This window comes from Pseudomonas tremae, from assembly GCF_001401155.1.
Taxonomy (GTDB): domain Bacteria; phylum Pseudomonadota; class Gammaproteobacteria; order Pseudomonadales; family Pseudomonadaceae; genus Aquipseudomonas; species Aquipseudomonas tremae.
In genome coordinates, this window is the sequence record NZ_LJRO01000446.1 from 1 (window position 1) to 23077 (window position 23077).

Below are 23077 nucleotides of genomic sequence, written 5' to 3' on the forward strand. Positions count from 1 at the left end.
GATGCGCATGCGCATCCAGCGTGAGGCTTCCGGCAAGCGCTTCCTCAACCTGTTTGCCTACACCGCGACGGCAAGCGTCCATGCTGCCAAGGGCGGCGCGCGCAGCACCACCAGTGTCGACCTGTCGCGTACCTACCTTGACTGGGCTCGTCGCAATCTGTCGCTCAACGGGTTTTCCGACAAGAACCGTCTGGAGCAGGGTGATGTGATGGCCTGGCTACAGGCCAATCGAGACGAGTACGACCTGATCTTCATTGACCCCCCGACGTTCTCGAACTCCAAGCGCATGGAAGGGATCTTTGATGTGCAGCGCGATCAGGTCGAGCTGATCGACTTGGCAATGGCACGCCTGGCACCCGGTGGCGTGTTGTATTTCTCCAATAACTTTCGCAAGTTCGTGCTTGATGAAAATCTCGCCCAGCGTTACTCGGTCGAGGACATCACCGCACAGACCATCGACCCTGACTTTGCCCGTAACGGCAAGATTCATCGCGCCTGGAAAATAATGGCGCACGCCTGAGATCAAGCGCAATGAGCTGGTCTGTAGCATTCATACAGGCCTGCTCATCGCCCTGAGAGGGATTGCACTCGGGAAAACAGGCGAGTTGCGGGCCAGCATTGACACCCAACTGAAATAATCACTGGCCCTATGAAAATTATCGGCGAATGGCTATAACTGAAGTCATAGCCAGCTTGACGCTTCAGTTCGTTGGCGTCATGAGTTTCTGCCGATGACAGTGAAACGTTTCAGGCTCAGAGTATTGAGTTTCATCAGTGGCCAGCTGTCGCCCTGGCTTGTGGCTGTTCTGGCTTTTCTGGTCGGTGGGGCGCTCACCGTCATGTTGGCGGTGGCTGATAATGCGTTGTATCAGCGGCAGTTGCGTCAGCGTTTCGACATGCTGGCGGCCGAACGCTTCAGTCGTCTTCAGGAGCGCCTCGACCGACAGGTCACGCGGCTCGATACCCTCAGTCGCTTCTTCATTTTCTCTCGGCAGGTCGAACCGTCAGAGTTTGATGGCTTCGTTGCACCTTTGCTGCTTGGAACCCAGGCGTATGCCTGGAACCCCAAAGTCAGCCGGACCGAGCGGGCTGCTTTTGAAGCACAGGCACGCAAGGAGGGTTTGACCGACTACGCCATACGCGAACTCGACGAGAACGGCGCGCTGAAGATAGCCGATGTACGGGACGAGTATTTCCCTGTGCGGTTCATCCAGACCCTTGGTAAGGTGCCGCCGCCCCTGGGTCTGGATATTGCGTCCGAGCCGGTACGCCATAGTGCTATCGAGCGTGCACGCCTGCTCAAGCATATTGTCGCAACGCCGCGCATCCGTCTGCTGGCCCTCGACCCGTCCGATATCTACGGTATTTTGCTCGTGGCACCGGTTTTTTCGGTGTCCTCGCCGTCTTCCGAGCTGAAAGGTTATGTCACCGCAATCATCAGTCTGGCGCAGTTGATGAATGTGGGCACTGTGGAGCAGGACAACCTTTCGGTGACCATGCAGGACCTGAGCTCACCGGCAAAGCCCGAGCAGGTCTACCAATCGCCGGTTGCCGCAATAAACAATCAGCTTTACGCCAGCAGCTTGCTGAGCCTGGGCGACAGGGATTACCTGGTCGAGGTACGGCCGACGCAGATTTTCAGCCAGAGTAATCAGATCGTGATGCCGGGTCGGGTGATGTGGCTGGGTGGGCTCCTGAGTCTGATGCTCAGCGCCTTGCTGTACAGCCTGATCAGTCAGCGTCAGCGGGCTTTGCAGCGCGTCGCTCAGCGCACTCGCGAGCTACGCCAGCGCGAACTGCAGTTGCGGGCCGCCCACGGTCAGTTGCGCAACGTGCTCGACGCTGCGACCGAAGTGGCCATCATCGCCACCGATCTGGATGGCCTGATCAACACTTTCAACGTTGGCGCGCAGAAGATGCTGGGTTACGCGCAAGAGGACGTGCTCGGCAAATTTCGTCTGATGGACCTTTATCAGTCCGCTGAGCTGGAGTTGCGGGCGGGCAGCCTGAGCAGGGAACTGGGCCGGCCGGTCAGCGCCTCCCAACTGATGTTTCTCGATGCCGTGCAAGAGGGCAGCCACCCGTCGCAGGAATGGACCCTGCAGCGCAGTGATGGCAGCACTCTGGTCGTGGACATGCTGGTCACGGCCGTGCGTGACGATCAGGGGCTATGGACGGGCTATCTGGCCGTGTGCCTCGACGTCACGGAGCACAAACGCGTCAACGAAGCCCTGGCCGAGCAGGGGGAGCTGCTGAAGAAGCTGGGGTCTCAAGTGCCTGGCGGTATTTACCAGTACCATCTGGGCGTCGATGGCAGTGCTCACTTCAGGTATGCCAGCGCAGGCATGAGCGAATTGTTCGAAGTCGACGAAGCACAGCTGCTGGAGGATTCCGATGCGGTCCTGCGGCGCATTCATCCAACGGATCTGGTGCGGGTCAAAAGTTCGATCCTTGCCAGTGCAAGGCACCTGACGGCGTGGAGCGAAGAGTATCGCGTCGAGCTGCCCAGCAAGGGCCAGCGCTGGCTGCGCGCGGCGTCTACACCCGAGCGGCTGGCCGACGGCAGTGTGTTGTGGCACGGATTTGTGTCAGACATCACCGACCTCAAGCGAGTCGAACAGGAGCTGCGCGAGCTGTCGGTCACCGACGTACTGACTGGCGCCTACAACCGGCGTTATTTTCAGGACCGGATGCAGGCTGAGCTGAAAAGGGTCGATCGGCACGGCGGTCATTTGTCGATCATCATGCTCGACATCGACCATTTCAAGCGCATCAATGACCGCTTCGGGCATGCCGCAGGGGATCAGGTACTCAAGGCTATCTCGGAAAAGATCAGTCACCGCCTGCGCAGCGATGACGTGTTCTGTCGCCTGGGCGGCGAGGAATTCATGGTGGTGTGCCCCGGCACCCGAGGCGCACAGGCTTACCAACTGGCCCTGAGCCTGCGTGAAGAGTTGCGTAATCAAGTGATCGAAGGCGTCGATCATGTTGTTACGGCCAGTTTCGGGATTGCCAGCTTGCGTGCAGGTGAGGGGATCGACGCGATGTTGCTGCGTGCCGATTCGGGCGTCTATGCCGCCAAACAGGCTGGTCGGGACCACGTCGAACCCGAGCAGCCGTGATCCGGTGCATCCACACAGCGCGCTGATGTGAAACAGCAAGGCCCGCTGCGAAAGCGGGCCTTCATGACGCAGGCAGGGACGTTATTTATTGCTGGATCGAGACCGTCGTGCTGGCAAGCTTCGGCTGGCGATACAGGTCGATCAATACTTCATCCAGTATCGAAGACGCGCCGAACGGACGCGGATCGTTGAGGATAGCCACGACCGCCCAGGTATTGCCATTGCTGTCGCGGCTGAAACCGGCGATGGCTCGCACGGTGTTCAGGGTGCCGGTCTTGATATGCGCCTCGCCCAGCAGAGGGGTGCGTTTGAGACGTTTGCGCATAGTGCCGTCAAGCCCGGCCAGCGGCATCGAGCTCATGAACTCGGCGGCATACGGGCTGCGCCAGGCAGCTTGCAGAATAATCGCCATTTCACGTGCGCTGACTCGCTCCGCGCGGGAAAGCCCCGAGCCGTTTTCCATCACCAGATGCGGAGCGGTGATACCCTTTTTCGCCAGCCACTGACGAATTACGCGTTGTGCGGCCTTGCCGTCGTCGCCGTCCGCGTCGTTACGAAACTCTTCTCCCAGGCTGAGGAACAGCTGCTGGGCCATGGTGTTGTTGCTGAATTTGTTGATGTCGCGGATAACTTCCGCCAGGTCCGGCGAAAAAGCCTTGGCCAGCAGTTTGGTGTTGGCAGGTACTACGCCAACCCGATCCTTGCCCAGAATGGTGCCGCCCAGCTCCTGCCAGATAGCCCGCACTGCGCCAGCCGCGTAAGCCGGGTGATCCAGCAGCGAGAGATAGGTCTGGGAGTTGCAGCCATTACCCAGTTGACCTGTCACGGTCACGTTCACGCTGCCGTCAGCCTGGGTCACCGGGTTGTAGCGAACGTCTCCGCTGCACTGCTTCGAAGCGCTGGCCTTTACCTGATTGTCGATGTGGATTGTGGCAATGGGCGGTTCGACGGAGACCAGAATCTTGCCATCATCGTTTCGGGTCACGAAGCGCAGGGCCTTGAGGTTGACCATCAGCGCGTCGGGTTTGACCAGAAACGGCTTGTTGGTGTCGTTGCCGTCATCGTTGAACACCGGCAATTGCGGCTGCACGAAATGGCTGCGGTCGAGGATCAGGTCACCGGTCACCTGCTGCACCCCGTTGGCCCGCAGGTCACGCATCAGCAACCAGAGTTTTTCCATGTTGAGCTTTGGATCACCGCCGCCCTTGAGGTACAGATTGCCGCGCAACACGCCGTTGCTTAGGGTGCCATCGGTAAAGAATTCGGTTTTCCACTGGTGCGTAGGGCCGAGTATTTCCAGCGCCGCATAGGTGGTGATCAACTTCATGGTGGAAGCCGGGTTTACCGACACATCGGCATTGAAGACTGTCGGTGTACCTGGGCCGTTGAGCGGCAGCATAACCAGCGAGAGCGCATCATCGCCGAGTTTGCTGGCTTTTAAAGCCTGTTGAACCTTGGGGGGCAGCGTGGTGTTGACGACGGCAGCGTAGGAGGGCAGGGCCAGTGGCAAAAAAAGCGAGGCGAGCAACAATGGACGTAACGACTTAATCATTGACTAAAACCCTACTGCAAAGAGGGAGATAAAAAAGAGGGCATGGATGAATTCCCCCGGTAACTGTTCGATAACTCGATAACTATAGTAGTGAATTCGCTGCGGTTTTTTGTAATACATGAAGCTGCGCCGCGAACGAGCGGCATTATGCCCCAAGCGGAACCGGGTTGTGACAGAGGTAGGGCGCGGAATCGCGATTTTTTATCGACCTCGTTCAGCAGTCGCCGACATGCCATGTTCGGATTGCAAACAGCAATTGTCGGGCTTTTAAAACGCCAAGCTGGTAAAGTGCCGCCCGATATTTATTGATGAGGATTGTCCCATGGCCACTAACCGCTCCCGCCGTCTGCGCAAAAAACTGTGTGTGGACGAGTTCCAGGAATTGGGTTTTGAACTGAACCTGGACTTCAAGCAAGAGCTGGATGACAAGGCAATCGATGCTTTCCTTGATGCTTTCCTGAAAGAAGCAATGGAAGCCAACGGTCTTGGTTATGTGGGCGGCGACGACTTCGGTCTGGTTTGCCTGAGCAAGCGTGGCTCGGTCAGCGAAGAGCAGCGTGTTGCTGTCGAAGCCTGGCTCAAAGGCCGCAGCGAACTGACAGAAGTCACTGTCAGCCCGCTGATCGACGTCTGGTACCCGGAAAAAGAAATCAACCCGGCCGCCTGATGTGAGGGGAAGCAGGCATAGCCTGCTTCCCCTGCTGTTCCCCGCAATGCCCCCTCCGCTACATTGTCTCCCGGTGTTTCTCAGTCAGGTTTGGCCTGCCGCAGAATCAGTGCATCCTCAAGTTCGATCATCGCCAACTCGACGGCCTTCTGGCAGAGATGAAACTGCTCATCTGTCACGTCGGCTTCGCAGGCCTTCTCTAGTTCGTCACACGCTTCAACCACCCGCGAGGCGCTGATGATGCGGGCTGCGCCCTTGATCCTGTGCGCCAGTTCGACGGTCTTCCCGCGATTGTCTTCCAGTACCAACCTGGCAAGTGACAACCGGTCCTCGTGGTTGCTCTGCAGCAATTGGGCGATCAGGCGTTCGACCATCTGCGGGCGGTTGCCGGTCAGGTTGCTGACGCTGTCGAGGCTGAAAGGCAGCGCGGCTGTGCGCCCCAGAGGAGATATCGTGCCTAGTCGCTCGCTGAGCGTCGACAGGCTGATGGGTTTGAACAGGCAGTCGTCCATGCCCGCAGCCAGGCAACGGTCTATCTCGTCTTGCTGGGCATTGGCCGTAAAGCCCCACAGCGGGCAACGGGGCCGGGCTGACGAGCCTTCCAGGGTGCGGATGGCGGACGCCATGTCATAGCCGCTCATGATCGGCATGTTGCAGTCAGCAACCACCAGATCGAAGTTGTCAGCCTTCCATTGTGCAAGCCCCTGCGCACCATTTTCAGCCACTTCGCAATGATGGCCGAGAAAGCCCAGTTGCTGACACAGCAGCATCCGGTTGGCGGGATGGTCGTCCACCACCAGGATCCTGAGGGGCTGGCTGGCCGAACTCGAGGGCTGCGGCGCCACGGGCTGATGGGTCAGCGGTTCAAGTGTCGTCAGCAGCAGCTCCATGCTCACCCGGGTGCCTTGGCCCGGCGCGCTGTCGAGCTGCAGGTTGCCGCCCATCATCACGCACAGGCTGCGGCAGATCACCAGTCCCAGGCCGGCGCCGGTCCTGGCCATCTGCCCGGTATTGTCCACCTGAGCAAAAGGCTCGAAGAGGCGCTGCTGGTCTTCGCTGCTGATGCCGATGCCGCTGTCCTGAACCATTACATGCAGGTGCAGCTGTTGGGGGTCCGCTGTATCGCCAGCCTGAAGGCTGATCTTTACCTGCCCGTCCTGAGTGAACTTGATGGCGTTGCTGACCAGATTGGACAATATCTGCTTGAAGCGCAGAGGATCGATCAGCACGTCGGTGTTGATTCGGCTGTCCAGCGCCAGCACCAGGCTGAGGTCTTTCTGTCGGGCCAGGCCGTCGAAGACCCTGACCACCGACTCGACCAGCTGGCGCAGGTTTGCCCGCTCCGGGTTGAGAGCCAGACGGCCGGATTCGATGCGGGCGATATCAAGGATATCGCCTATCAGGTCCAGCAGGTCGTTGGCCGAGCTGTAGGCAACCTCGATGGCAGAGCGGTCCAGTTCGCCATGGTCGGCACGTTTGAGTGCCAGCTCGAGCATGCCGATCACGGCATTCATTGGAGTGCGTATTTCATGGCTCATGGTGGCCAGAAAGGTACTTTTGGCCCGACTGGCCGCGTCCGCCTGCTCCTTGGCGGCCTGCAGCTCCTCAATCAACTGGCGACGTTCACTGATGTCGATCCAGCCACCGATGATGCCTTGCACTTCGCCCAGCGAGTCGCGGAAGGGCAATATCCAGTGATAAATGATCAGTTGCCGCTCACCGATCCGCAAAGGGCGGTCAAGGATCAGGGCCGTACCGCTGGCCATGACCTGCTCATAGTCCGCTGCGTATTCACTGGCTTCGAAGGCATTGCCCGGCACGCCTGCGGCGGTGCTCTTGCCGATGACATCTTCACGTCTGGCAGAGAACGTTTGAAGGTAGCTGTCGTTGCAGATACGCAGAAGGCCTTCTCGATCGCGCACGTAGATCGGGTGCGGGGTGCCGTCCACCAGCGCTCTCATGAATTCGAACTGATCGCCCAGCGCCCGCTCGGCGGCTTCGCGCTGGCGGATCTGCCTTTGCATCCACGCATTCCAGGCCAGCAGGCCCAGCAGCAGAAGGCTCGCCCCGATCAGGATCTGGTAGATCAGGCGCTCGTAATCGTGCCAGGTCGCACTCGATGGGGTGTAGGCGCGCCATCGATTGTTGATTGCCGCCAGATCCTGAGGAGCTATGCTCGCCAGTGCCTTGTCGAGAATCGAACTCAGCTCAATGGCATTGCGCGAGGTGGCCATGGAAATCAGCGCCGGGTCCTCGCCGAGGGTGGCAGTCATCTGCAAACGCTCTTCAAAGATGCCTGAAGACAGAAAGTAGTTTGCACTCAGCAGCGAAATGACCGCGCCTTCGGTTCTGCCCAGCGCCAGCATGTCCAGTGCCTGGAACGGGTTGTCGATTTCCAGTGGCACGACGTTCGGGTAGTTGTTGCGCAGCCAGCCCAGCATCGGGCTGCCCTGGGTGATGGCCAGGCGTTTGCCGTCCATTTGTTCGAGATGGCTGGGTGACCCCTGATCCTTGCGGGTGACCAGTACGAAAGAATTGTCGACATAAGGTCGGCTGAAGCTCAGGCGGTCTTCTCGCTCGTCACTGGAATCCAGTGCGCCGATCATGTCGGCTTTGCCCTCTGTGACCTGATTTTGCATATCCGTCAGGCTCGGCGAGCGCTTGACGTCGAACTTGAGCCCGGTGCGCAGGCGAACCAGCTCCAGCAGGTCAGCAGTGATGCCGCGAAAATTGCCTTTGGCATCGAAAAACGTCAGGGGGGCGTAGGCTTCGTTGACCACCACACGTACGGTTGGATGCTGAGCGATCCAGCGTTCCTCGCGCTGTGTGAGTTGCAGCTTCTGGTCGGTCAGCAGCAGATCGCTGCCTGTGTTCCAGCGTCGGGATATGTTGATGCGCTCCTCGACCGGAATCGCCTTCAATGCCTGGTTGATGATACCCAGCAGTTGGGTGTTTTCCTGGCGTACGGCGAAGCTGAAGCCATTGGCCTCGTGCTTGCCGAAGTTCGACATCTGGACGTTGTTCAGGTAGCCCTTGTTGATGATGTACTGGGTAGAAATGGTGTCGCCCAGAAATACATCGGCCTGGTTGAAGGCCACGGCATTGATGGCGTTCTGAAACGACGGGTAATGCTTGAGAATCGCGCCTGGATAAGTCGCTTCGACCTCCGCTGTCGGCAAGTAGTGATAGACCATGCTCAGGCGCATGCCTTTCAGGCCGTCGTTCAAGGGGCGCGTTTCTCCGACGCGTGTGACCAGCACGGGCTGGTCCACCGAGTAGGGTTGGGACAGCCTGATGTTGCGCTCGACGGCTTCGAAGCCGTTGGCGGTGCCCAGCAGATCGACCTGGCCTGCGACAAGCGCCCTGATCGCTGCGTCACGGCTCGCGAAACGCTGGACCCTGATCGGGAGGTCCAGCGCCCCCGAGATGATGCCAGCGTAATCAGCCGTTATGCCTTCGTAATCGTTGCCTGAAATAGTCACGTCGAAGGGTGGGTAGTCAGGGCTGGAAGTGCCTAGAATCAGCTCGCGCTGACCGCGTACCCACTGCCATTGGCTGCTGTCCAGCTTGACGTCCATGTGCGCAGGGCTCGAGCGACCGAGCAGGGTGTAGTGATCGGCCGCGGCAGGACCGGCCTCGACACCCCAGCCTGTGCAGAGGCCTGTGGCCAGTAGTAATAATTGTCTGAAGCGCTTGGGCATCCGGTCTCTCACACTAGCGAGTTGCGTTTTGCCATCTCGATAAGTTCTACCAAGGTTCTGGTTTTGAGTTTTTGCATGAGCCTTGTCTTGTAGGTGCTCACGGTCTTGTTACTGAGAAACATGCCCTTGGCTATTTCCTTGTTGGAGCGCCCTTGTGCAAACAATTGCAGCACCATCAATTCACGATCATTGACCAACTTGAACAGCTCCAGCTCGCTGGTGTGTCCATCTTCACGAACTGCACACGCCAACGCCTGGCTGGGAAAGTAATTGTAGCCGGATAATACTGCTTTCACCGAACTGAGCAATTCGCTTAGATCTTCCTGTTTGCATACATAACCGGAAGCCCCCGATTGCATGCAGCGAATCGCAAACAGATTGGGTGTCTGCGAGGTCAGCACCAGAATCTTGGACGGCAGCCCCATGGTGTTGAAGCGTGCCAGCACCTCAAGCCCGTCGAGCTTGGGGATGCTGATGTCGAGGATGATCAGGTCGGGCATGCATTCGCGAACCATTTGCATGGCGTCGACACCGTTATCGGTTTCGCCCACCACTTCGTAATTCTCGTTCTCCAGCAGCATTCTTACCGCCATCCGGATAACCGGGTGGTCGTCGATGATAAAAACTGAGTTCATATTCCATTCCATAACAAGCGGCGAATAAAGCGCGCACCTTAGCTCAGATGTTCGGGCAGGCACATAAAGAGACTTGCTCAACAGACATATATAGGAAAAGTCCTACGATAATTCACGTATCGGAGTACGTAAAAGCCTACGCAGAACACAAGTGTGTTTAAACGTTAACGCGTTTTTCTGTGTGGTTCGAATTATGTTGTACAGGTTGTTTATTACTTTCTGGAATCATCAGGCATGTTTATCGATGATTTCCTACAGTTGTAAACGTGAATTCACGATCATCACGATCATCTGTCGGTGATGTGCGGTGAGTTGTTGTGCGACAGCTTGTCGATAGTCAGGCAGGAAGGTTTTGCAGCAGACGGCTCAGGTCAGGTCCGTGTAGGGGCTTGCTCAGGCAGCCAAGCAGCGGCAGATCACGCTCGACAGCGAGCTGCCGGAGTTTTTCAAGTTGGATATCGGGCAGGCCGCTGAGAAGAATGGCGTGGCGCAGCAACCCCAGCCGTGATGCTTCGCTGATCAGGTCGATGCCTGGCGTGTCCGGCAGGCATTGATCACAGAGTAAAAGCCCGTACGGCTCTGGGCTGCGCTGCATCGCATTCATGGCTTCTGCCGCAGTCAGTGCGGGGGTAAGCAGGAAATAGCCCTGATTGTTGAGCAGTACCTGAGTGGCGATCAATTGGAAGGGATGATCCTCCACCAACAGGATGCGCAGGCTGTGTTTGGACATGAGTTTTCCGGAATGGCCCTGGCTAGGCATTGGGGCATCGGCACACGGCATGCACACCGGCAAGTGTCGCAGGCGGACGTATGAAGTGCCGATGCGGCAGTTGAAGTGGCTGGAATTATTGAGGGATGCAAGAAAACCTGCGATAGGACTCGTCTGACAAGCTTGTAGGGCTTGTCTGAGTTTTAAAGGGCGAGGTATGCAGGCCCGCCGAACACCTGAAGCTTTTCAGGCATTTTTCGGGCCATTTGTGGGTTACTCAGCCGGAGCGCCCGGTCATTTCGCGAGCCATCTCACTGGCGTAACTGTCGGTCATGCCGGCGATGAAGTCGATCATGCGCAGGAAGGAGGCATGCAGCGATGCCTTGGGGTCAGGCGCACTGTTGCCCAGCAGGTCGAGGATACGCCGGTGTTTGAAGGACGGCGTCCGGCCACCGAACTGCTCGACCGCAGCGCCGCAAAACGCGTTGAGCAGGATCTCCAGCGTGGTGTAGGCGCCGATTTCGTGCAAGGTCTTGCGCTTGTCCTGGAAGATCTTCTTGCGCGCCATGTCCTTTGCGTTCAGCACGCAAAGCTTGGCCGGGCCGTGCATGTGTTCGACCAGGTCGCCTGGCAGGGTGCCGGCAAGCAGCGCATCCTGCTGCTCGACGAAGGCCCTGGCGGCCGCGTTGGTCAAGTGTTCTATGGCTTTGCCACGCAGTATCGCCAGCTTGCGTCGCCGCGAATCGCCCGGGCCCAACTGCCGATAGGTTTCAGGCAAGTCATCGCCGACCAGCCCAAGCAGTAGAGACTCGACTTCCGAATAGTCCAGCAGGTCCATCTCAAGCCCGTCTTCCAGGTCGATCAGGGCGTAGCAGATGTCATCGGCGGCTTCCATCAGGTAAACCAGCGGGTGACGCGCCCAGCGCTGCTCCTCAAGTTGGGGCAGGCCGAGCTTGCCGGCTATCTGCTCGAGAATCGGCAATTCGCTCTGGTAGCAGCCGAACTTGTGCTTCTTGTAGCCCAGCGAATCGGCATGACGCGCCGTCCACGGGTACTTGAGGTAAGTGCCCAGGGTGGCGTAGGTCAGGCGAGTGCCTCCGTCGAACTGATGGTATTCCAGTTGCGTCAGCACTCGGAAACCCTGCGCGTTGCCTTCGAAATTGAGGAAGTCGTTGCGCTCGGTTTCGCTCATCGCGTCGAGCCAGCCTCGTCCGGCGGCCTGATTGAACCAGTTGCGAATGGCATCTTCGCCCGAGTGGCCGAACGGGGGATTGCCGATATCGTGGGCCAGGCAGGCAGATTGTACGACCATGCCCAGGTCGCTCGGGTCGCACCAGTCGGGCAGGGCGGAGCGCAGGGTTTCGCCGACGCGCATGCCCAGCGACCTGCCGACGCAACTGACTTCCAGCGAGTGGGTCAGACGAGTGTGGATATGATCGTTGCTGGACACCGGGTGGACCTGTGTCTTGCGACCCAGACGGCGGAACGCTCCGGAAAAGATGATCCGGTCGTGGTCCTTGTGGAATGGGCTGCGTCCGAGTTCTTCGGGGCTGTGCAGGGTCTTGCCGAGTCGTTCGCGGTTAAGCAGGGTTTGCCAATCCAAGGCGGTCACTCCGTCAGTAGTTATCGCCTAGCTTCCCGGTTCAACAGGCCTGCCGCAAGGCCCCGAACAGTAACAACCGGAAACAGGCCTCGTCAAAAAGAAAATGCCCGCCCCGAAACTGCGGAGCAGGCATTTGTGTTAAAGCCTGAATCATTCATGCCAGGGTCACGCAAGAGCGTGCGCGGTCAGAGCCTGCGGTTGCGATTCTGAATGGCACGGCTCTGCATAGCCACCTTGATCAGCGGCGTCAGGGTGATACCCAGTTTCAGAAGGCGACCGAGCAGGCTGGTGCGACCGGTCTTGGCTCGCTTGCCGCTCAGAAAGCCCAGCAGGGCAACCGAGCCCACGCCCCAGAGCGGCGCGTGGCGAAAGCCCAGCGCGCTTTTCCAGTCGTGGCGAATGCCCCGAAAACGTTGCAATGGCTGGAGCAATTGCGTCGATTCGTGGCGTATTTCCTGACGATGCATTTCCATGCGCAAGCGGATCAATGCCTTGCGCAGTTCACGACGGGTATTGCTCTGGTGCGACTTGGGTTCACTCATGGCATCAATCGCTCACGGTCGTTGGCCAGCTCTTCGAGGGTCGCGTGGAATGGCGAAGACTCGTCGAAGATCGCTGCTTTCAGGCGCAAGCCACAGAAGACCGCGGCCAGGAAGTAGAACGTACACAGGCCGACGATACCGGCCAGTCGATAGCTGTCCCACAACACGATCAGCAGCAGTGCCGAAAGCCCGGTCAGCAGCAGCAGACCGAACACCAATGCCAGGCCTGCAAACAGTAACAGGCTGACAGTGCGTGCTTTCTGCTCCTGCAACTCGATGCCGAACAGCTCGACGTGAGTGTGCAACAAGCCAAGGAATGCAGCGCCGAGGCGCCGCGGTGAAGAACCCGGAGTCCCCTCCGGCGTTGCAGATTCCGTTCCCAGAGTCATGATGTTAGCGCCTTGTAGCCAGCAGACCGATCAGAAAGCCGACACCTGCGGCGATACCGACTGACTGCCAAGGGTTGGTCTGAACGTAATCTTCGGTCGCGATCACAGCGGCTTCACCACGCTCGCGCAGCGAATCTTCGGTGCTCTTCAGCGTTTCCTTGGCGCGCAACAGGCTCTCGCGGATCTGCGCACGCAGTTCATCAGCCTGCTCACCTGCCAGGGACGCTGTATGCGCCAGCAGTTTTTCAGTATCGGCAACCAGTACCTGGAAGTCGGCTCTCAGGATTTCCTGAGCATTCTGTGCGGTTTCGCGAGCCATGATTTTCTCCGTTTGGGTGGCGTATGGATGTTTCGAGTACAGGTGATTCCTGAAGGTTCACTTCGATTGTCGTGTCGTGCCCGATCAGGCCGTGCACTGCTGCTGCACCTTACTCCAAAAGCACGTGTCAGGAAAAACCTCGATGACTGTAAGAAAGGGGTTCCGTATTTCTGGCCTTTGGCTATGCTCCACACGCGACGCAAGAGCGCAACGAGCTGAATGGAGAGAGGCATGGAGCGGCTGTATTCCCTGCAGGGGCTCAGGGGCATTGCAGTCCTTGGTGTGGTGTTGTTTCACATGATGTCGGTCGAGAGCAAGTATTCCGGGGGCGATATTCTTCTTCTGCCGCTGCTCGATTTTTTTCAGCTGGGCGTCGATCTGTTTTTCGTGATCAGTGGATTTGTGATGGTCATTGTCAGTCGTGCCCGCTTCCAGAGTGGCGTGGAAGCCCGGCGTTTTCTGTTCAATCGGGTTTCGCGTATCTATCCCACTTATTGGCTGTACTTTTTCATCACTCTGGCGGTGTTTCTGGTGCAGCCCGGGATGGTCAACAGCGGGCATGGTTCTTCGAATCTGCTCATGTCCTTCCTGTTGTTGCCCAATGACAAGGTGCTGTTGGTGATGGTGGCCTGGTCACTGGTCTTCGAGTTGTGGTTCTACGTGGTGTTTTCCGGTTTTCTGCTGTTTCGCGAGCGCAGTCTGCCGCTTCTGCTGGGCGTCTGGGCATCGATCATCGTGGTGTTCAACGCTCTGGCGGACTGGCAGGACTATTCACCTGCCCTCAAAATCATCCTCCATCCGTACGCCCTCGAATTCATTCTGGGGGCGGCGCTGGCGCTGTTCTTCTATGGTCGCCACAGCGCAAGGGTCCCGACGGTCGTGGTGTGTGCCTTGCTCGGTGGTGCGCTGCTGGTGTCTGTGCCGCTGATAGGTGTCTACCGGCTTTATGACAGTCAGGGCCTGCTGCGCATGCTTGTGGTCGGCGCCACGTTTGGCGTGCTGGTACTGACTCTGGCGTTACTGGAGCGTCGCAGGCAGCTGGTTGTGCCGCGTGTTCTGGTGGCCGTAGGTGACATGTCTTACACCATTTACCTTTCCCATCTGCTGGTGCTCGGGGTCATCGGCAGGGTCTGGAGCCAAGTGGGGGCCTGGCCGCAAAGTGGCCTGGACAACCTGTTTTTTGCTGCATTGATGATGGTCGCGGCGGTGTGTTACGGCTGGGTCGGCTATCGCTGTTTCGAGAAGCCTGTGCTGGACCGCGCCAATGCGTTCAGCAAGACGCATTTTCGGGTGTCGACGTGATGCAGAGGTGGGCCTAGAATCAGACTTCGGTTAACACGTAATCGTCGAGGATCCATTACATGCCACCCGAATGTCAGCTGTTCAGTACCTTGGGATGCCCGTTTTGCGAGGCTGCCGAGGCGGTGTTGCAACCGCTTGCCATAGAACATGGCTTGATGGTTGAACTGATAGACATCGGCGAGGATGAGCGGCTGTTCGAACGTTATGAACTACGCGTCCCCATACTGCGCCGCACTGACACGGGCGAAGAGCTGGAATGGCCTTTCGAGGCGCCGCAGGTTGTTTCGTTTCTCAGCCGTTAGACTCTTCATTATTTTCAGGCCCGACGCGCATTGAATATCGATACCCGTATCAAGTTTCGCCACCTGGTCTGTTTTCTCGAAGTTGCTCGCCAGGGCAGTCTGGCGCGCGCATCCGATGCGCTGGCGATCAGTCAGCCGGCATTGTCCAAGAGCCTCAAGGAGCTGGAAACCCTTCTTGCGACCTCGCTGTTTGTACGCAGCAAAAGCGGTGCTGCGCTGACCGAGGCAGGTGTTGCGTTCATGCGCTTTGCCGGCCCAAGCGTTCAGGCTATGCGTGACGGCGTCAGCAGCCTGCGTTCCGGCGAGCACGAAACGGTGACCGTGCGGCTGGGCGTATTGTCCACTGCCGAAAGTCTGTTGGTGCCGGAAGTGGTCAATCGCCTGCATGAACGCCATCCGGCATTGATCATCAGCGTGATGACCGGCCCGAGCGCCTATCTGCTGTCGCAATTGAGGGTCGGAGAGCTGGACCTTGTGGTTGGGCGCATGACCGACAGCCCGCAGATTCAAGGGCTGACATTCGAGCATTTGTATAACGAATCGATGACGCTGGTGGTACGCAACGACCATCCGCTGTTGGCTGCGTCTCTCAAGCCTGAAAGTCTGGAACAGTTCCCGCTGGTACTGCCGTCGGCAGGCACCACCATTCGCAAATTTGCCGACAGCCTGTTCGTGCAGTGCGGCATCCGTATGCCGCGTCAACGCCTGGAAACCCTGTCGCTAACCCTGAGCCGTCGCTATGTACAGTGCAGTAATGCGATCTGGATCGCGCCGCTCGATGCGGTGTCGCTGGAGTTGAAAGGCGGCACCTTGGTGGAGCTGGACATGGGCATCCGCGAGCCGGGCGGTTCCGTGGGGTTGTGCAGTAATCCGGCGCTGCCCCTGACCCGCGCAGCGCAGTGGTGCGTGGATGAACTGCGCGCCGTTGGCGAGACTTATCGAGCGGGGCAGTATGCATAACCATTTGGTTATGGATGATGGGCTTTATTTCAGTTCTCTATAAGCATGGATCAGGTGACACTTCCTGACAGCCTGCAGCGCGAGCGACCCACGCTTGCGCGCCTATAAGAAAAACAAGGAGAACGCCATGTCTGCTGCGGACAATAGCCGCTTCGTCATACGTGACCGAAACTGGCACCCTAAAGCCCTGACTCCGGATTACAAGACGTCGATCCTGCGATCGCCGCGTCAGGCGCTGGTCAGCATTCCACAATCCATTTCCGAGACCTCCGGGCCGGATTTCTCGCATTTGCAGTTCGGCCGGCACGACAACGACCTGCTGCTCAATTTCGACAATGGTGGCCTGCCCATAGGCGAGCGTATTCTGATTGCCGGCCGTGTCTGCGATCAGTACGGCAAGCCGGTCCCCCACACGTTGGTGGAGATCTGGCAGGCGAATGCTGGCGGTCGCTATCGCCATAAACGTGACGCCTATCTGGCGCCCATAGACCCCAATTTCGGTGGTGTGGGACGTGCACTGACCGACAGCGAAGGCAACTACAGCTTTCGCACCGTCAAGCCTGGTCCGTATCCGTGGCGCAACGGTCCCAATGACTGGCGGCCGGCGCATGTTCATGTTTCGATCAGTGGGCCGTCGATTGCCACACGGCTGATCACTCAGTTGTATTTCGAAGGCGATCCGTTGATTCCGATCTGCCCGATCGTCAAGGCCATTGCCAACCCTGAGGCGGTGCAAAGCCTGATTGCCCGACTTGATCTGGCGATGGGCAACCCGATGGATTGTCTGGCGTACCGCTTTGATATCGTTCTGCGCGGCCAGCGCAAGACTCACTTCGAAAACTGCTGAGGAGGCCCGACATGCCCGTTCAACTGCTGCAGGAAACCCCCTCGCAAACCGCAGGGCCTTACGTCCATATCGGTCTGGCCCCGCAAGTGGCCGGCAACCCGACCCGCGAGCTGGAAATCTGGAACGAAATGGCCAGGCCCGACGCGCCAGGCGAACACATCGTGCTGCTGGGCAATGTCTTCGACGGCAATGGTCATCTGATCCGTGATGCGTACCTCGAGTTCTGGCAGGCCGACCATGAGGGGCTGTATCACAACGAATTCCATCCGGACCGGCCTTTCAATGGCTTTGGCCGCACTGCGACCACCGACGACGGCCAATGGCTTCTGAAGACTATCAAGCCGGGTTCTGCGTGCAATGCGGCGGGCGTGCCGATGGCTGCCCATATCAACGTCTCGCTGTTCGCTCGCGGCATCAATATTCATCTGCAGACGCGGGTGTATTTCGACGATGAGGCGCAGGCCAATGCGCAGGACCCGGTGCTGAACCTGATCGAGCAGCCGCCCCGTCGCGAAACATTGATCGCGCGGCGCTGCACCCATGACGGCCAGACCGCTTATCGCTTTGATATTCGCGTGCAAGGCGAGGGCGAGACGGTGTTTTTCGATTTCTGAAGCGATATGCGTGTGTTTCACGGCGCCTGCATCGGCAGGCGACCTTATAAAAATAAAAGGACACTTCCATGACGCTTTCTGCCAGCGGGCCTGTGACAGGCACCCTTGATGTACAGGCTTTCATTAATGCGCAACCGCTGTCGGGTTATCAGTGGCGAGTGGTCGTCCTGTGCTTTCTGATCGTGTTTCTCGATGGTCTGGATACCGCTGCGATGGGCTTCATCGCTCCAGCACTCAGCCAGGATTGGGGGATCGACCGGGCCAGCCTCGGCCCGGTGATGAGCGCCGCGCTGATCGGCATGGTCTTCGGTGCGTTGGGTTCCGGCCCGCTGGCTGACCGGTTCGGGCGCAAAGTGGTGCTGGTGGTTGCGGTGTTTCTGTTCGGCATTTTCAGTCTGGCGTCGGCGTATAGCAGCAACATCGATCAACTGTTGATTTTGCGCCTGCTGACCGGGCTGGGGCTTGGCGCAGCGATGCCCAACGCCACCACGCTGCTGTCCGAGTACACCCCGGAGCGGCTCAAATCGCTGCTGGTCACCAGTATGTTCTGCGGCTTTAATTTGGGCATGGCCTGCGGCGGTTTCGTATCGGCCAGTTTGATCCCCCGCATGGGCTGGCACAGCCTGCTGATGCTGGGCGGCATCCTGCCGCTGATACTGTCGGTAGTGCTGATGGTCTGGCTACCGGAGTCGGCGCGTTTTCTGGTGGTCCGGAATCGTGGTGCCGAACGGATTCGCAAGGTGCTTGCACCTATCGCACCAAAGGCACTGACCGGTATCACCGCGTTCAGTGTTCCCGAGCAAAAAACCGTCAGCAGCCGCAATGTCCTGAAAGTGATCTTTTCGGGCAGCTATAGCGCAGGCACACTGCTGCTGTGGCTGACCTATTTCATGGGCCTGGTGATCGTTTATCTGCTGACCAGCTGGCTGCCGACCCTGATGCGTGACAGCGGCGCGAGCATGGAACAGTCGGCGTTCATCGGCGCGTTGTTCCAGTTTGGCGGCGTCTTGAGTGCGGTGGGTGTCGGCTGGGCGATGGACCGTTACAACCCGCACAAGGTCATTGGCGTCGCCTACGCGCTGGCAGGAGTGTTTGCGTACCTGGTCGGTCAAAGTCTGGGTAATGTCGCGGTGCTGGCCACGCTGGTTCTGGTGGCGGGCATGTGCATCAATGGCGCGCAGTCGGCCATGCCATCGCTGGCGGCGCGCTTTTACCCTACTCAGGGGCGTGCCACCGGCGTGTCGTGGATGCTCGGGATCGGTCGCTTCGGTGCGATTCTCGGTGCCTGGGCCGGCGCCACCTTGTTGGGGCTGGGCTGGAGTTTCGAGCAGGTGCTCACGGTGCTTGTAGTTCCTGCGGCCTTGGCCGCCATAGCAATCCTGATCAAGGGCTGGGTCAGTCATTCCGACGACACCTGAAACCTTTCAATCCGGAGCGATGATGTGAACAGACCGGCTAACCAACTTTTCGATGCCTATTTCACTCAGGCTGACATGCGCGAGGTTTTCTGCGATCGAGGTCGCGTTCAGGGCATGCTCGATTTCGAGGCCGCCCTGGCCCGCGCGCAAGCACGTACAGGCCTCATTCCGGCCAGCGTGGTGGCGGATATCGAGCAAAGCTGTCATGCGGATCTGTTCGACTTCGATGAGCTGGCCATTGCCATCGGCAGTGCCGGCAACTCGGCGATTCCACTGGTCAAGGCGCTGGGCAGGCAGATTGCCGCAAACAGCCCGCAAGCCGAGCGCTATGTTCATATGGGGGCGACCAGTCAGGACGTCATGGACAGCGGGTTGGTGCTGCAACTGCGTCAGGCGATCATTTTGCTCGAACGCGATCTGACCCAGCTGGCCGAGGTGTTGGCCGAGCAGGCGCAGCGCTATGCAAGCACGCCGCTGGCCGGACGTACCTGGTTACAGCAAGCCACACCTGTCACGCTGGGGATGAAAATTGCCGGCTGGCTGGGCGCCGTCACCCGCCATCGGCAGCGCCTGAACGAGATCAGACCGCGCCTGTTGTGCCTGCAATTCGGTGGTGCTTCCGGCAGCCTTGCCGCGCTGGGTGATCAGGCGCTTCCGGTTGCGCAGGCGCTGGCGAGCGAGCTGCAACTGGAACTGCCCGAGCAACCCTGGCACACCCAGCGCGATCGTCTGGCGGAGTTTGCCTGCCTGCTGGGGATGATCGCCGGCAGCCTTGGCAAGCTGGGGCGTGACGTCAGCCTGTTGATGCAGACTGAAGTGGGCGAAGTCTTCGAACCTTCGGCACCGGGTAAAGGCGGCTCATCGACCATGCCGCACAAGCGCAACCCGGTCGGCGCCGCAGTGATGATCGGCGCAGCGACACGCGCGCCGGGGCTGGTTGCGACGATGCTGGCCGCCATGCCGCAAGAACACGAGCGCAGCCTGGGTTTGTGGCATGCCGAATGGGAAACCCTTCCTGAGCTCTGCTGCCTGGTGTCGGGCTCGTTGCAACAGGCGTTGCAGGTGATACCCGGCCTGCAGGTCGACGCCGAGCGCATGCGCATCAACCTGGAGTCTACCCGGGGCCTGGTGCTGGCCGAAGCGGCAAGCATTGCGCTGGCGCAGCGCATAGGCCGTGACGCTGCCCATCATCTGATCGAACAGTGCTGTCGTCGTGCGGTAGAGCAGGGCGCGCACCTGCGTCAGGTGCTCGGCGAAAACCCCCAGGTCAGCGAGCACCTTTCTTCCGACGAGCTGGATCGCCTGCTTGATCCGGCCCACTACCTTGGCCAGGCCCGACAGTGGGTCGAACGTGCCGTGGCCGAACACACAAGGATTTCCCGATGACCGAAGACGAACGTTACGAAGCTGGCATGCAGGTGCGCCGCGCGGTGCTGGGTGACGCGCACGTTGATAACAGCCTCAGCAAACTGACGCCGTTCAACGAAGAGTTTCAGGAAATGATCACCCGCCATGCGTGGGGAGATATCTGGACGCGCCCGGGCTTGCCCCGGCACACGCGCAGCCTGATCACCATCGCCATGCTGATCGGCATGAACCGTGAGGGTGAATTGCGCCTGCACCTGAAAGCTGCAAAAAACAACGGTGTGACCCGTGAAGAGATCAAGGAAGTGCTGATGCAGAGCGCTATCTATTGCGGCATTCCGGCAGCCAACGCGACGTTTCACCTGGCCGAGGCGGTCTGGGACGAGATGGGTGTGGAATCGTTTTGCGAAGGCTCATAGTGGCCTTGGGAAAAACGCCGCCGCAGCATCGCGCACTGCGGCAGTATTTTTCCGATCAGAGTAACGACAGTGGGTAACTGACAATGACGCGGTTCTCGTCGAACTGATTGGTGTTGTAGTCACGGCGCATGGTCGAGTTGCGCCATTTCAGCGTCAGGTTCTTGAACGTGCCGCTCTGCAACACATAAGCCAGCTCGGTCTCCCGCGCCCATTCTTCGCCATCGGTGATGGCACCTGTATGGACGTTCTCGCCGCTGATGTAGCGGTTCATCAGGGTCAAACCGGGCGTGCCGAGCGCCGCAAAGTCATAGTCGTGACGCAGTTGCCAGGATTTTTCCCGGGCGTTATCGAAGCTTGAATTGTAACTGTCGTTGGCCAGCGTGCCGCCGCTGGTGCCATTGACACGCATCCACGCGCTGTCGCCACTGACTTTCTGCAGGCCAACGTAGAATGTGTTGCCGCCGTGTTTCGCAGAGAGCAGGGCGGACCAGGTCTTGTTATCCAGATCGCCAGCCAGTGACCGACCATCGTCTTTGCCCTGGAAGTAGCCGAGGTTGGCGCCCAGCGTCCAGCTGCCCAGAGGCTGACTGTGCAACAGGTTGACGTATTGCTGATGGTAGATGTCTTCAAGTTCGGCGTACCACACTCCGATCTGGGTACGCTTTTCGTTGAATACGTATTCGCCGCCAGCGAAGTTGAAACGGTCAGAGGTAAAGCCTGTGCGACCGTTCATGGACATGTCTTCCATGCTGGCGTCATTGCGTGGGCTGTTGCCACGAAACTGCCCGCCGTACAGTGTGAGGTTGTCGATCTCCTTGGAGGTTATCTGACTGCCCTGAAAGGTTTGTGGCAGCGACCGACCGTCGTCGGAGCGCAGGATGGGCAGCACGGGCATCCACTCTCCGACCTTGAGTTCGGTTTTCGAGAAGCGCGCCTTGCCTGCGACCGCCAGCCTTCCAAAGTCATCGGCCGGACGCCCGTCGCTGTGTATCGGCAACAATTGGGTGCCCCCCGTGCCTTTGCCACCATCGAGTTTGAGCGAGTACAGCCCCAGTGCGTCTACGCCAAAACCGACTGTGCCCTGAGTAAAACCTGAACGGGCGTCGAAAATGAAATTCTGCGTCCATTCCTCGGCGTAGTTCTGCGAATTGGCCGGGTCCACGAAGTTGCGGTTGATGTAGAAGTTGCGTAGGTTCAGATTGACCTTGGCGTCCTCGACAAACCCGGCAGCATGGCTGGTCATGGGGGAGAGGGCCGCAGCGATGGCCGCAGAAAAGCCGCAAACGATTTTGCAGGAGGGATTCGAGCGCATGGAACAGACCTTTTTTGTAGTTATCGAGTCGTTGTAGCTGGTCATGATAGTGAAAGGCCCGGGTGTTGGCCGCAATTGTAAAAGTGCTGTTCAGGGCGATAATCGAACGGTAATGAACCAGTTGGAACATTTTGTTCAAGACGTTGCAGCGGTATGTGCGATGCTCCCCGATTTGCATGATACATGCAGCGTATTACGTTGCCTCCCGCGTCAGGGCAGGTTGCTACACACTTTGAACAAGGAAGTGCAATGAGCATTGCCAGTACGCCGTTGTCCGGCGTCAATCGACCTCTGAAAGGCATCGGCTTCATTCTTTTGGCGACTTTTCTGTTTGCCAGTCACGACACGCTGTCCAAATACCTGTCCGGTTTTTACCCGATCATTCTTGTGGTCTGGGCGCGATATCTGGTCCACACGTTGCTCATGGCCTGCATCTTCATGCCGTCGGCAGGGGTCCGTGTTCTGCGCACCAAACGGCCCGGGATGCAAGCTTTGCGGGCGCTTGCGCTGTTGGGCACCAGCCTTTTGTTTACCAGCAGTCTGATGTTCATCCCCCAGGCAGAGGCGACGGCGGTCAACTTCCTCGCGCCGCTGCTGGTGACGGCATTGTCAGTGCCGCTGCTGCATGAACGAGTGACGCGCGGGCAGTGGATAGCGGTGGTCGTGGGGTTTGTCGGGGTGATGATCATTATTCATCCGGGCGGTGAACTGTTCACGCTGGCGATTCTGCTGCCGCTGTCGTCGGCCTTGTGTTTTGCGCTGTATCAACTCCTGACGCGGCTGGTGAGCCCGTTCGACAGTCCGACCACCAGCAATTTTTTCGCGGGGCTGTTCAATACGCTATTTATGAGCGCGCTGGTGCCATTCTTCTGGGAAGTGCCAGCACTCAAGCACTTGCCGTTTCTGCTGGCGCTGGGCGCATGCGGCATGTCTGCCCACTTGCTGCTGACTCAGGCGTTCCGCTTCGCCGCCCCGGCCATGCTTGCGCCGTTCAGTTACTGCCAGATTGTCTTTGCAGGGCTGCTGGGTTATCTGGTCTTCGACCATACGCCATCCCCGACCGCGCAGGCCGGCATCGCCATTATCTGTCTGAGCGGACTGGCGGCGGCATGGCAACAGCGGCGTAAGGGCGGGTAGCGTCTGGCGCTGAAACCTTCGATTGTTGGCGATGCCAATGTTCAGTCGGCATATGGCTCCTAACGCCCTGCATCACAAGTCTTGAGCGCAGCACAATGTCATGCTCCGCCTGCAGGAGGCCGCCATACGTGCTTTTCGATCACTTTGGCACTGACGACGCAG

The 23077-nt window shown here is 58.8% G+C and carries 21 protein-coding genes; 12 read left to right on the plus strand and 9 right to left on the minus strand.

All coding sequences use genetic code 11. From position 1 onward, the window contains the following. Nucleotides 1-520 (plus strand): class I SAM-dependent methyltransferase (locus tag ALO43_RS23785; protein ID WP_174518521.1); only part of this gene is annotated, 520 nt, incomplete at its 5' end. A 211-nt stretch (nucleotides 521-731) separates the two neighbouring features. Beyond that, the gene (locus ALO43_RS23790) at nucleotides 732-3122 is read left to right on the plus strand and encodes a sensor domain-containing diguanylate cyclase (RefSeq protein WP_054998175.1); all 2391 of its coding nucleotides are present in this window, start codon (nucleotides 732-734) and stop codon (nucleotides 3120-3122) included. A gap of 85 nt (nucleotides 3123-3207) precedes the next feature. Here the strand turns inward: ALO43_RS23790 and dacB are convergent, their stop codons facing one another. Then, nucleotides 3208-4674 carry a D-alanyl-D-alanine carboxypeptidase/D-alanyl-D-alanine endopeptidase gene (gene dacB / locus ALO43_RS23795; RefSeq protein ID WP_005897518.1) on the minus strand — a complete coding sequence of 489 codons (1467 nt, stop codon included), beginning with the start codon at nucleotides 4672-4674 and terminating at the stop codon, nucleotides 3208-3210. 322 nt (nucleotides 4675-4996) lie between these two features. On the opposite strand from dacB, the gene ALO43_RS23800 reads away from it, so the two are divergent. Next, nucleotides 4997-5341 carry a YggL family protein gene (locus ALO43_RS23800; protein WP_005732557.1) on the plus strand — a complete coding sequence of 115 codons (345 nt, stop codon included), beginning with the start codon at nucleotides 4997-4999 and terminating at the stop codon, nucleotides 5339-5341. 80 nt (nucleotides 5342-5421) lie between these two features. On the opposite strand, the gene ALO43_RS23805 is transcribed toward ALO43_RS23800, so the two are convergent. The 7 genes from ALO43_RS23805 to ALO43_RS23835 form a co-directional block, all read right to left on the minus strand. Further along, nucleotides 5422-9042, minus strand: coding sequence for a transporter substrate-binding domain-containing protein (locus tag ALO43_RS23805; RefSeq protein WP_054998176.1), 3621 nt, complete (start codon nucleotides 9040-9042; stop codon nucleotides 5422-5424). 8 nt (nucleotides 9043-9050) lie between these two features. Further along, entirely contained in the window at nucleotides 9051-9677 is a 627-nt protein-coding gene (locus ALO43_RS23810) for a response regulator transcription factor (RefSeq protein ID WP_005893554.1), read from the minus strand. A 337-nt stretch (nucleotides 9678-10014) separates the two neighbouring features. After that, nucleotides 10015-10407, minus strand: coding sequence for a response regulator (locus tag ALO43_RS23815; protein ID WP_005893552.1), 393 nt, complete (start codon nucleotides 10405-10407; stop codon nucleotides 10015-10017). A 256-nt stretch (nucleotides 10408-10663) separates the two neighbouring features. Next, nucleotides 10664-11989, minus strand: a complete 1326-nt coding sequence (locus ALO43_RS23820) for a deoxyguanosinetriphosphate triphosphohydrolase (RefSeq protein WP_005893550.1) — start codon at nucleotides 11987-11989, stop codon at nucleotides 10664-10666. A 185-nt stretch (nucleotides 11990-12174) separates the two neighbouring features. After that, nucleotides 12175-12531: a hypothetical protein gene (locus tag ALO43_RS23825; RefSeq protein ID WP_002553116.1), complete on the minus strand. Its 357-nt coding sequence runs from the start codon at nucleotides 12529-12531 to the stop codon at nucleotides 12175-12177. After that, on the minus strand, nucleotides 12528-12920 hold the full coding sequence (locus ALO43_RS23830; protein WP_005893548.1) for a phage holin family protein: 393 nt from the start codon (nucleotides 12918-12920) through the stop codon (nucleotides 12528-12530). The genes ALO43_RS23825 and ALO43_RS23830 overlap by 4 nt, the downstream gene beginning before the upstream one ends. 4 nt (nucleotides 12921-12924) lie before the next feature. Continuing rightward, nucleotides 12925-13239, minus strand: coding sequence for an ElaB/YgaM/YqjD family protein (locus tag ALO43_RS23835; RefSeq protein ID WP_005893547.1), 315 nt, complete (start codon nucleotides 13237-13239; stop codon nucleotides 12925-12927). Between the two features lie 231 nt (nucleotides 13240-13470). On the opposite strand from ALO43_RS23835, the gene ALO43_RS23840 reads away from it, so the two are divergent. From ALO43_RS23840 to pcaC, 8 genes are all read left to right on the plus strand, one after another. Beyond that, on the plus strand, nucleotides 13471-14541 hold the full coding sequence (locus ALO43_RS23840; RefSeq protein ID WP_054998177.1) for an acyltransferase family protein: 1071 nt from the start codon (nucleotides 13471-13473) through the stop codon (nucleotides 14539-14541). A gap of 59 nt (nucleotides 14542-14600) precedes the next feature. Next, on the plus strand, nucleotides 14601-14843 hold the full coding sequence (locus ALO43_RS23845) for a glutaredoxin family protein (protein ID WP_005893544.1): 243 nt from the start codon (nucleotides 14601-14603) through the stop codon (nucleotides 14841-14843). Nucleotides 14844-14873: 30 nt separating this feature from the next. Beyond that, the gene (gene pcaQ / locus ALO43_RS23850) at nucleotides 14874-15803 is read left to right on the plus strand and encodes a pca operon transcription factor PcaQ (protein WP_054998178.1); all 930 of its coding nucleotides are present in this window, start codon (nucleotides 14874-14876) and stop codon (nucleotides 15801-15803) included. Nucleotides 15804-15930: 127 nt separating this feature from the next. After that, nucleotides 15931-16650 (plus strand): protocatechuate 3,4-dioxygenase subunit beta, encoded by a 720-nt coding sequence (pcaH, locus tag ALO43_RS23855; protein WP_053932231.1) that lies wholly within the window; start codon nucleotides 15931-15933, stop codon nucleotides 16648-16650. A gap of 11 nt (nucleotides 16651-16661) precedes the next feature. After that, nucleotides 16662-17264 carry a protocatechuate 3,4-dioxygenase subunit alpha gene (gene pcaG / locus ALO43_RS23860; RefSeq protein WP_024669822.1) on the plus strand — a complete coding sequence of 201 codons (603 nt, stop codon included), beginning with the start codon at nucleotides 16662-16664 and terminating at the stop codon, nucleotides 17262-17264. A 68-nt stretch (nucleotides 17265-17332) separates the two neighbouring features. Beyond that, nucleotides 17333-18682 carry a 4-hydroxybenzoate transporter PcaK gene (locus tag ALO43_RS23865; protein WP_054998179.1) on the plus strand — a complete coding sequence of 450 codons (1350 nt, stop codon included), beginning with the start codon at nucleotides 17333-17335 and terminating at the stop codon, nucleotides 18680-18682. 24 nt (nucleotides 18683-18706) lie between these two features. Continuing rightward, on the plus strand, nucleotides 18707-20068 hold the full coding sequence (locus ALO43_RS23870; protein ID WP_024690514.1) for a 3-carboxy-cis,cis-muconate cycloisomerase: 1362 nt from the start codon (nucleotides 18707-18709) through the stop codon (nucleotides 20066-20068). Then, nucleotides 20065-20466 (plus strand): 4-carboxymuconolactone decarboxylase, encoded by a 402-nt coding sequence (gene pcaC, locus ALO43_RS23875; protein ID WP_024690513.1) that lies wholly within the window; start codon nucleotides 20065-20067, stop codon nucleotides 20464-20466. Before ALO43_RS23870 ends, pcaC begins: the two co-directional genes overlap by 4 nt. 55 nt (nucleotides 20467-20521) lie before the next feature. Here the strand turns inward: pcaC and ALO43_RS23880 are convergent, their stop codons facing one another. After that, nucleotides 20522-21778 carry an OprD family porin gene (locus ALO43_RS23880; RefSeq protein WP_054998180.1) on the minus strand — a complete coding sequence of 419 codons (1257 nt, stop codon included), beginning with the start codon at nucleotides 21776-21778 and terminating at the stop codon, nucleotides 20522-20524. A gap of 249 nt (nucleotides 21779-22027) precedes the next feature. Here ALO43_RS23880 and ALO43_RS23885 point away from each other — a divergent pair, with 249 nt between their 5' ends. Next, nucleotides 22028-22915 carry a DMT family transporter gene (locus ALO43_RS23885; protein ID WP_054998181.1) on the plus strand — a complete coding sequence of 296 codons (888 nt, stop codon included), beginning with the start codon at nucleotides 22028-22030 and terminating at the stop codon, nucleotides 22913-22915. The last annotated feature ends 162 nt before the right edge of the window (nucleotides 22916-23077 follow it).

What these genes read in the sequence shown, in the direction of transcription:
- ALO43_RS23790 (WP_054998175.1), top strand. Translation starts at nt 732, where the DNA reads ATGACAGTGAAACGTTTCAGGCTCAGAGTATTGAGTTTCATCAGTGGC.
- dacB (WP_005897518.1), bottom strand. Translation starts at nt 4,674, where the DNA reads ATGATTAAGTCGTTACGTCCATTGTTGCTCGCCTCGCTTTTTTTGCCA.
- ALO43_RS23800 (WP_005732557.1), top strand. Translation starts at nt 4,997, where the DNA reads ATGGCCACTAACCGCTCCCGCCGTCTGCGCAAAAAACTGTGTGTGGAC.
- ALO43_RS23805 (WP_054998176.1), bottom strand. Translation starts at nt 9,042, where the DNA reads ATGCCCAAGCGCTTCAGACAATTATTACTACTGGCCACAGGCCTCTGC.
- ALO43_RS23810 (WP_005893554.1), bottom strand. Translation starts at nt 9,677, where the DNA reads ATGAACTCAGTTTTTATCATCGACGACCACCCGGTTATCCGGATGGCG.
- ALO43_RS23815 (WP_005893552.1), bottom strand. Translation starts at nt 10,407, where the DNA reads ATGTCCAAACACAGCCTGCGCATCCTGTTGGTGGAGGATCATCCCTTC.
- ALO43_RS23825 (WP_002553116.1), bottom strand. Translation starts at nt 12,531, where the DNA reads ATGAGTGAACCCAAGTCGCACCAGAGCAATACCCGTCGTGAACTGCGC.
- ALO43_RS23830 (WP_005893548.1), bottom strand. Translation starts at nt 12,920, where the DNA reads ATGACTCTGGGAACGGAATCTGCAACGCCGGAGGGGACTCCGGGTTCT.
- ALO43_RS23835 (WP_005893547.1), bottom strand. Translation starts at nt 13,239, where the DNA reads ATGGCTCGCGAAACCGCACAGAATGCTCAGGAAATCCTGAGAGCCGAC.
- ALO43_RS23840 (WP_054998177.1), top strand. Translation starts at nt 13,471, where the DNA reads ATGGAGCGGCTGTATTCCCTGCAGGGGCTCAGGGGCATTGCAGTCCTT.
- ALO43_RS23845 (WP_005893544.1), top strand. Translation starts at nt 14,601, where the DNA reads ATGCCACCCGAATGTCAGCTGTTCAGTACCTTGGGATGCCCGTTTTGC.
- pcaH (WP_053932231.1), top strand. Translation starts at nt 15,931, where the DNA reads ATGTCTGCTGCGGACAATAGCCGCTTCGTCATACGTGACCGAAACTGG.
- pcaG (WP_024669822.1), top strand. Translation starts at nt 16,662, where the DNA reads ATGCCCGTTCAACTGCTGCAGGAAACCCCCTCGCAAACCGCAGGGCCT.
- ALO43_RS23865 (WP_054998179.1), top strand. Translation starts at nt 17,333, where the DNA reads ATGACGCTTTCTGCCAGCGGGCCTGTGACAGGCACCCTTGATGTACAG.
- pcaC (WP_024690513.1), top strand. Translation starts at nt 20,065, where the DNA reads ATGACCGAAGACGAACGTTACGAAGCTGGCATGCAGGTGCGCCGCGCG.
- ALO43_RS23880 (WP_054998180.1), bottom strand. Translation starts at nt 21,778, where the DNA reads ATGCGCTCGAATCCCTCCTGCAAAATCGTTTGCGGCTTTTCTGCGGCC.
- ALO43_RS23885 (WP_054998181.1), top strand. Translation starts at nt 22,028, where the DNA reads ATGAGCATTGCCAGTACGCCGTTGTCCGGCGTCAATCGACCTCTGAAA.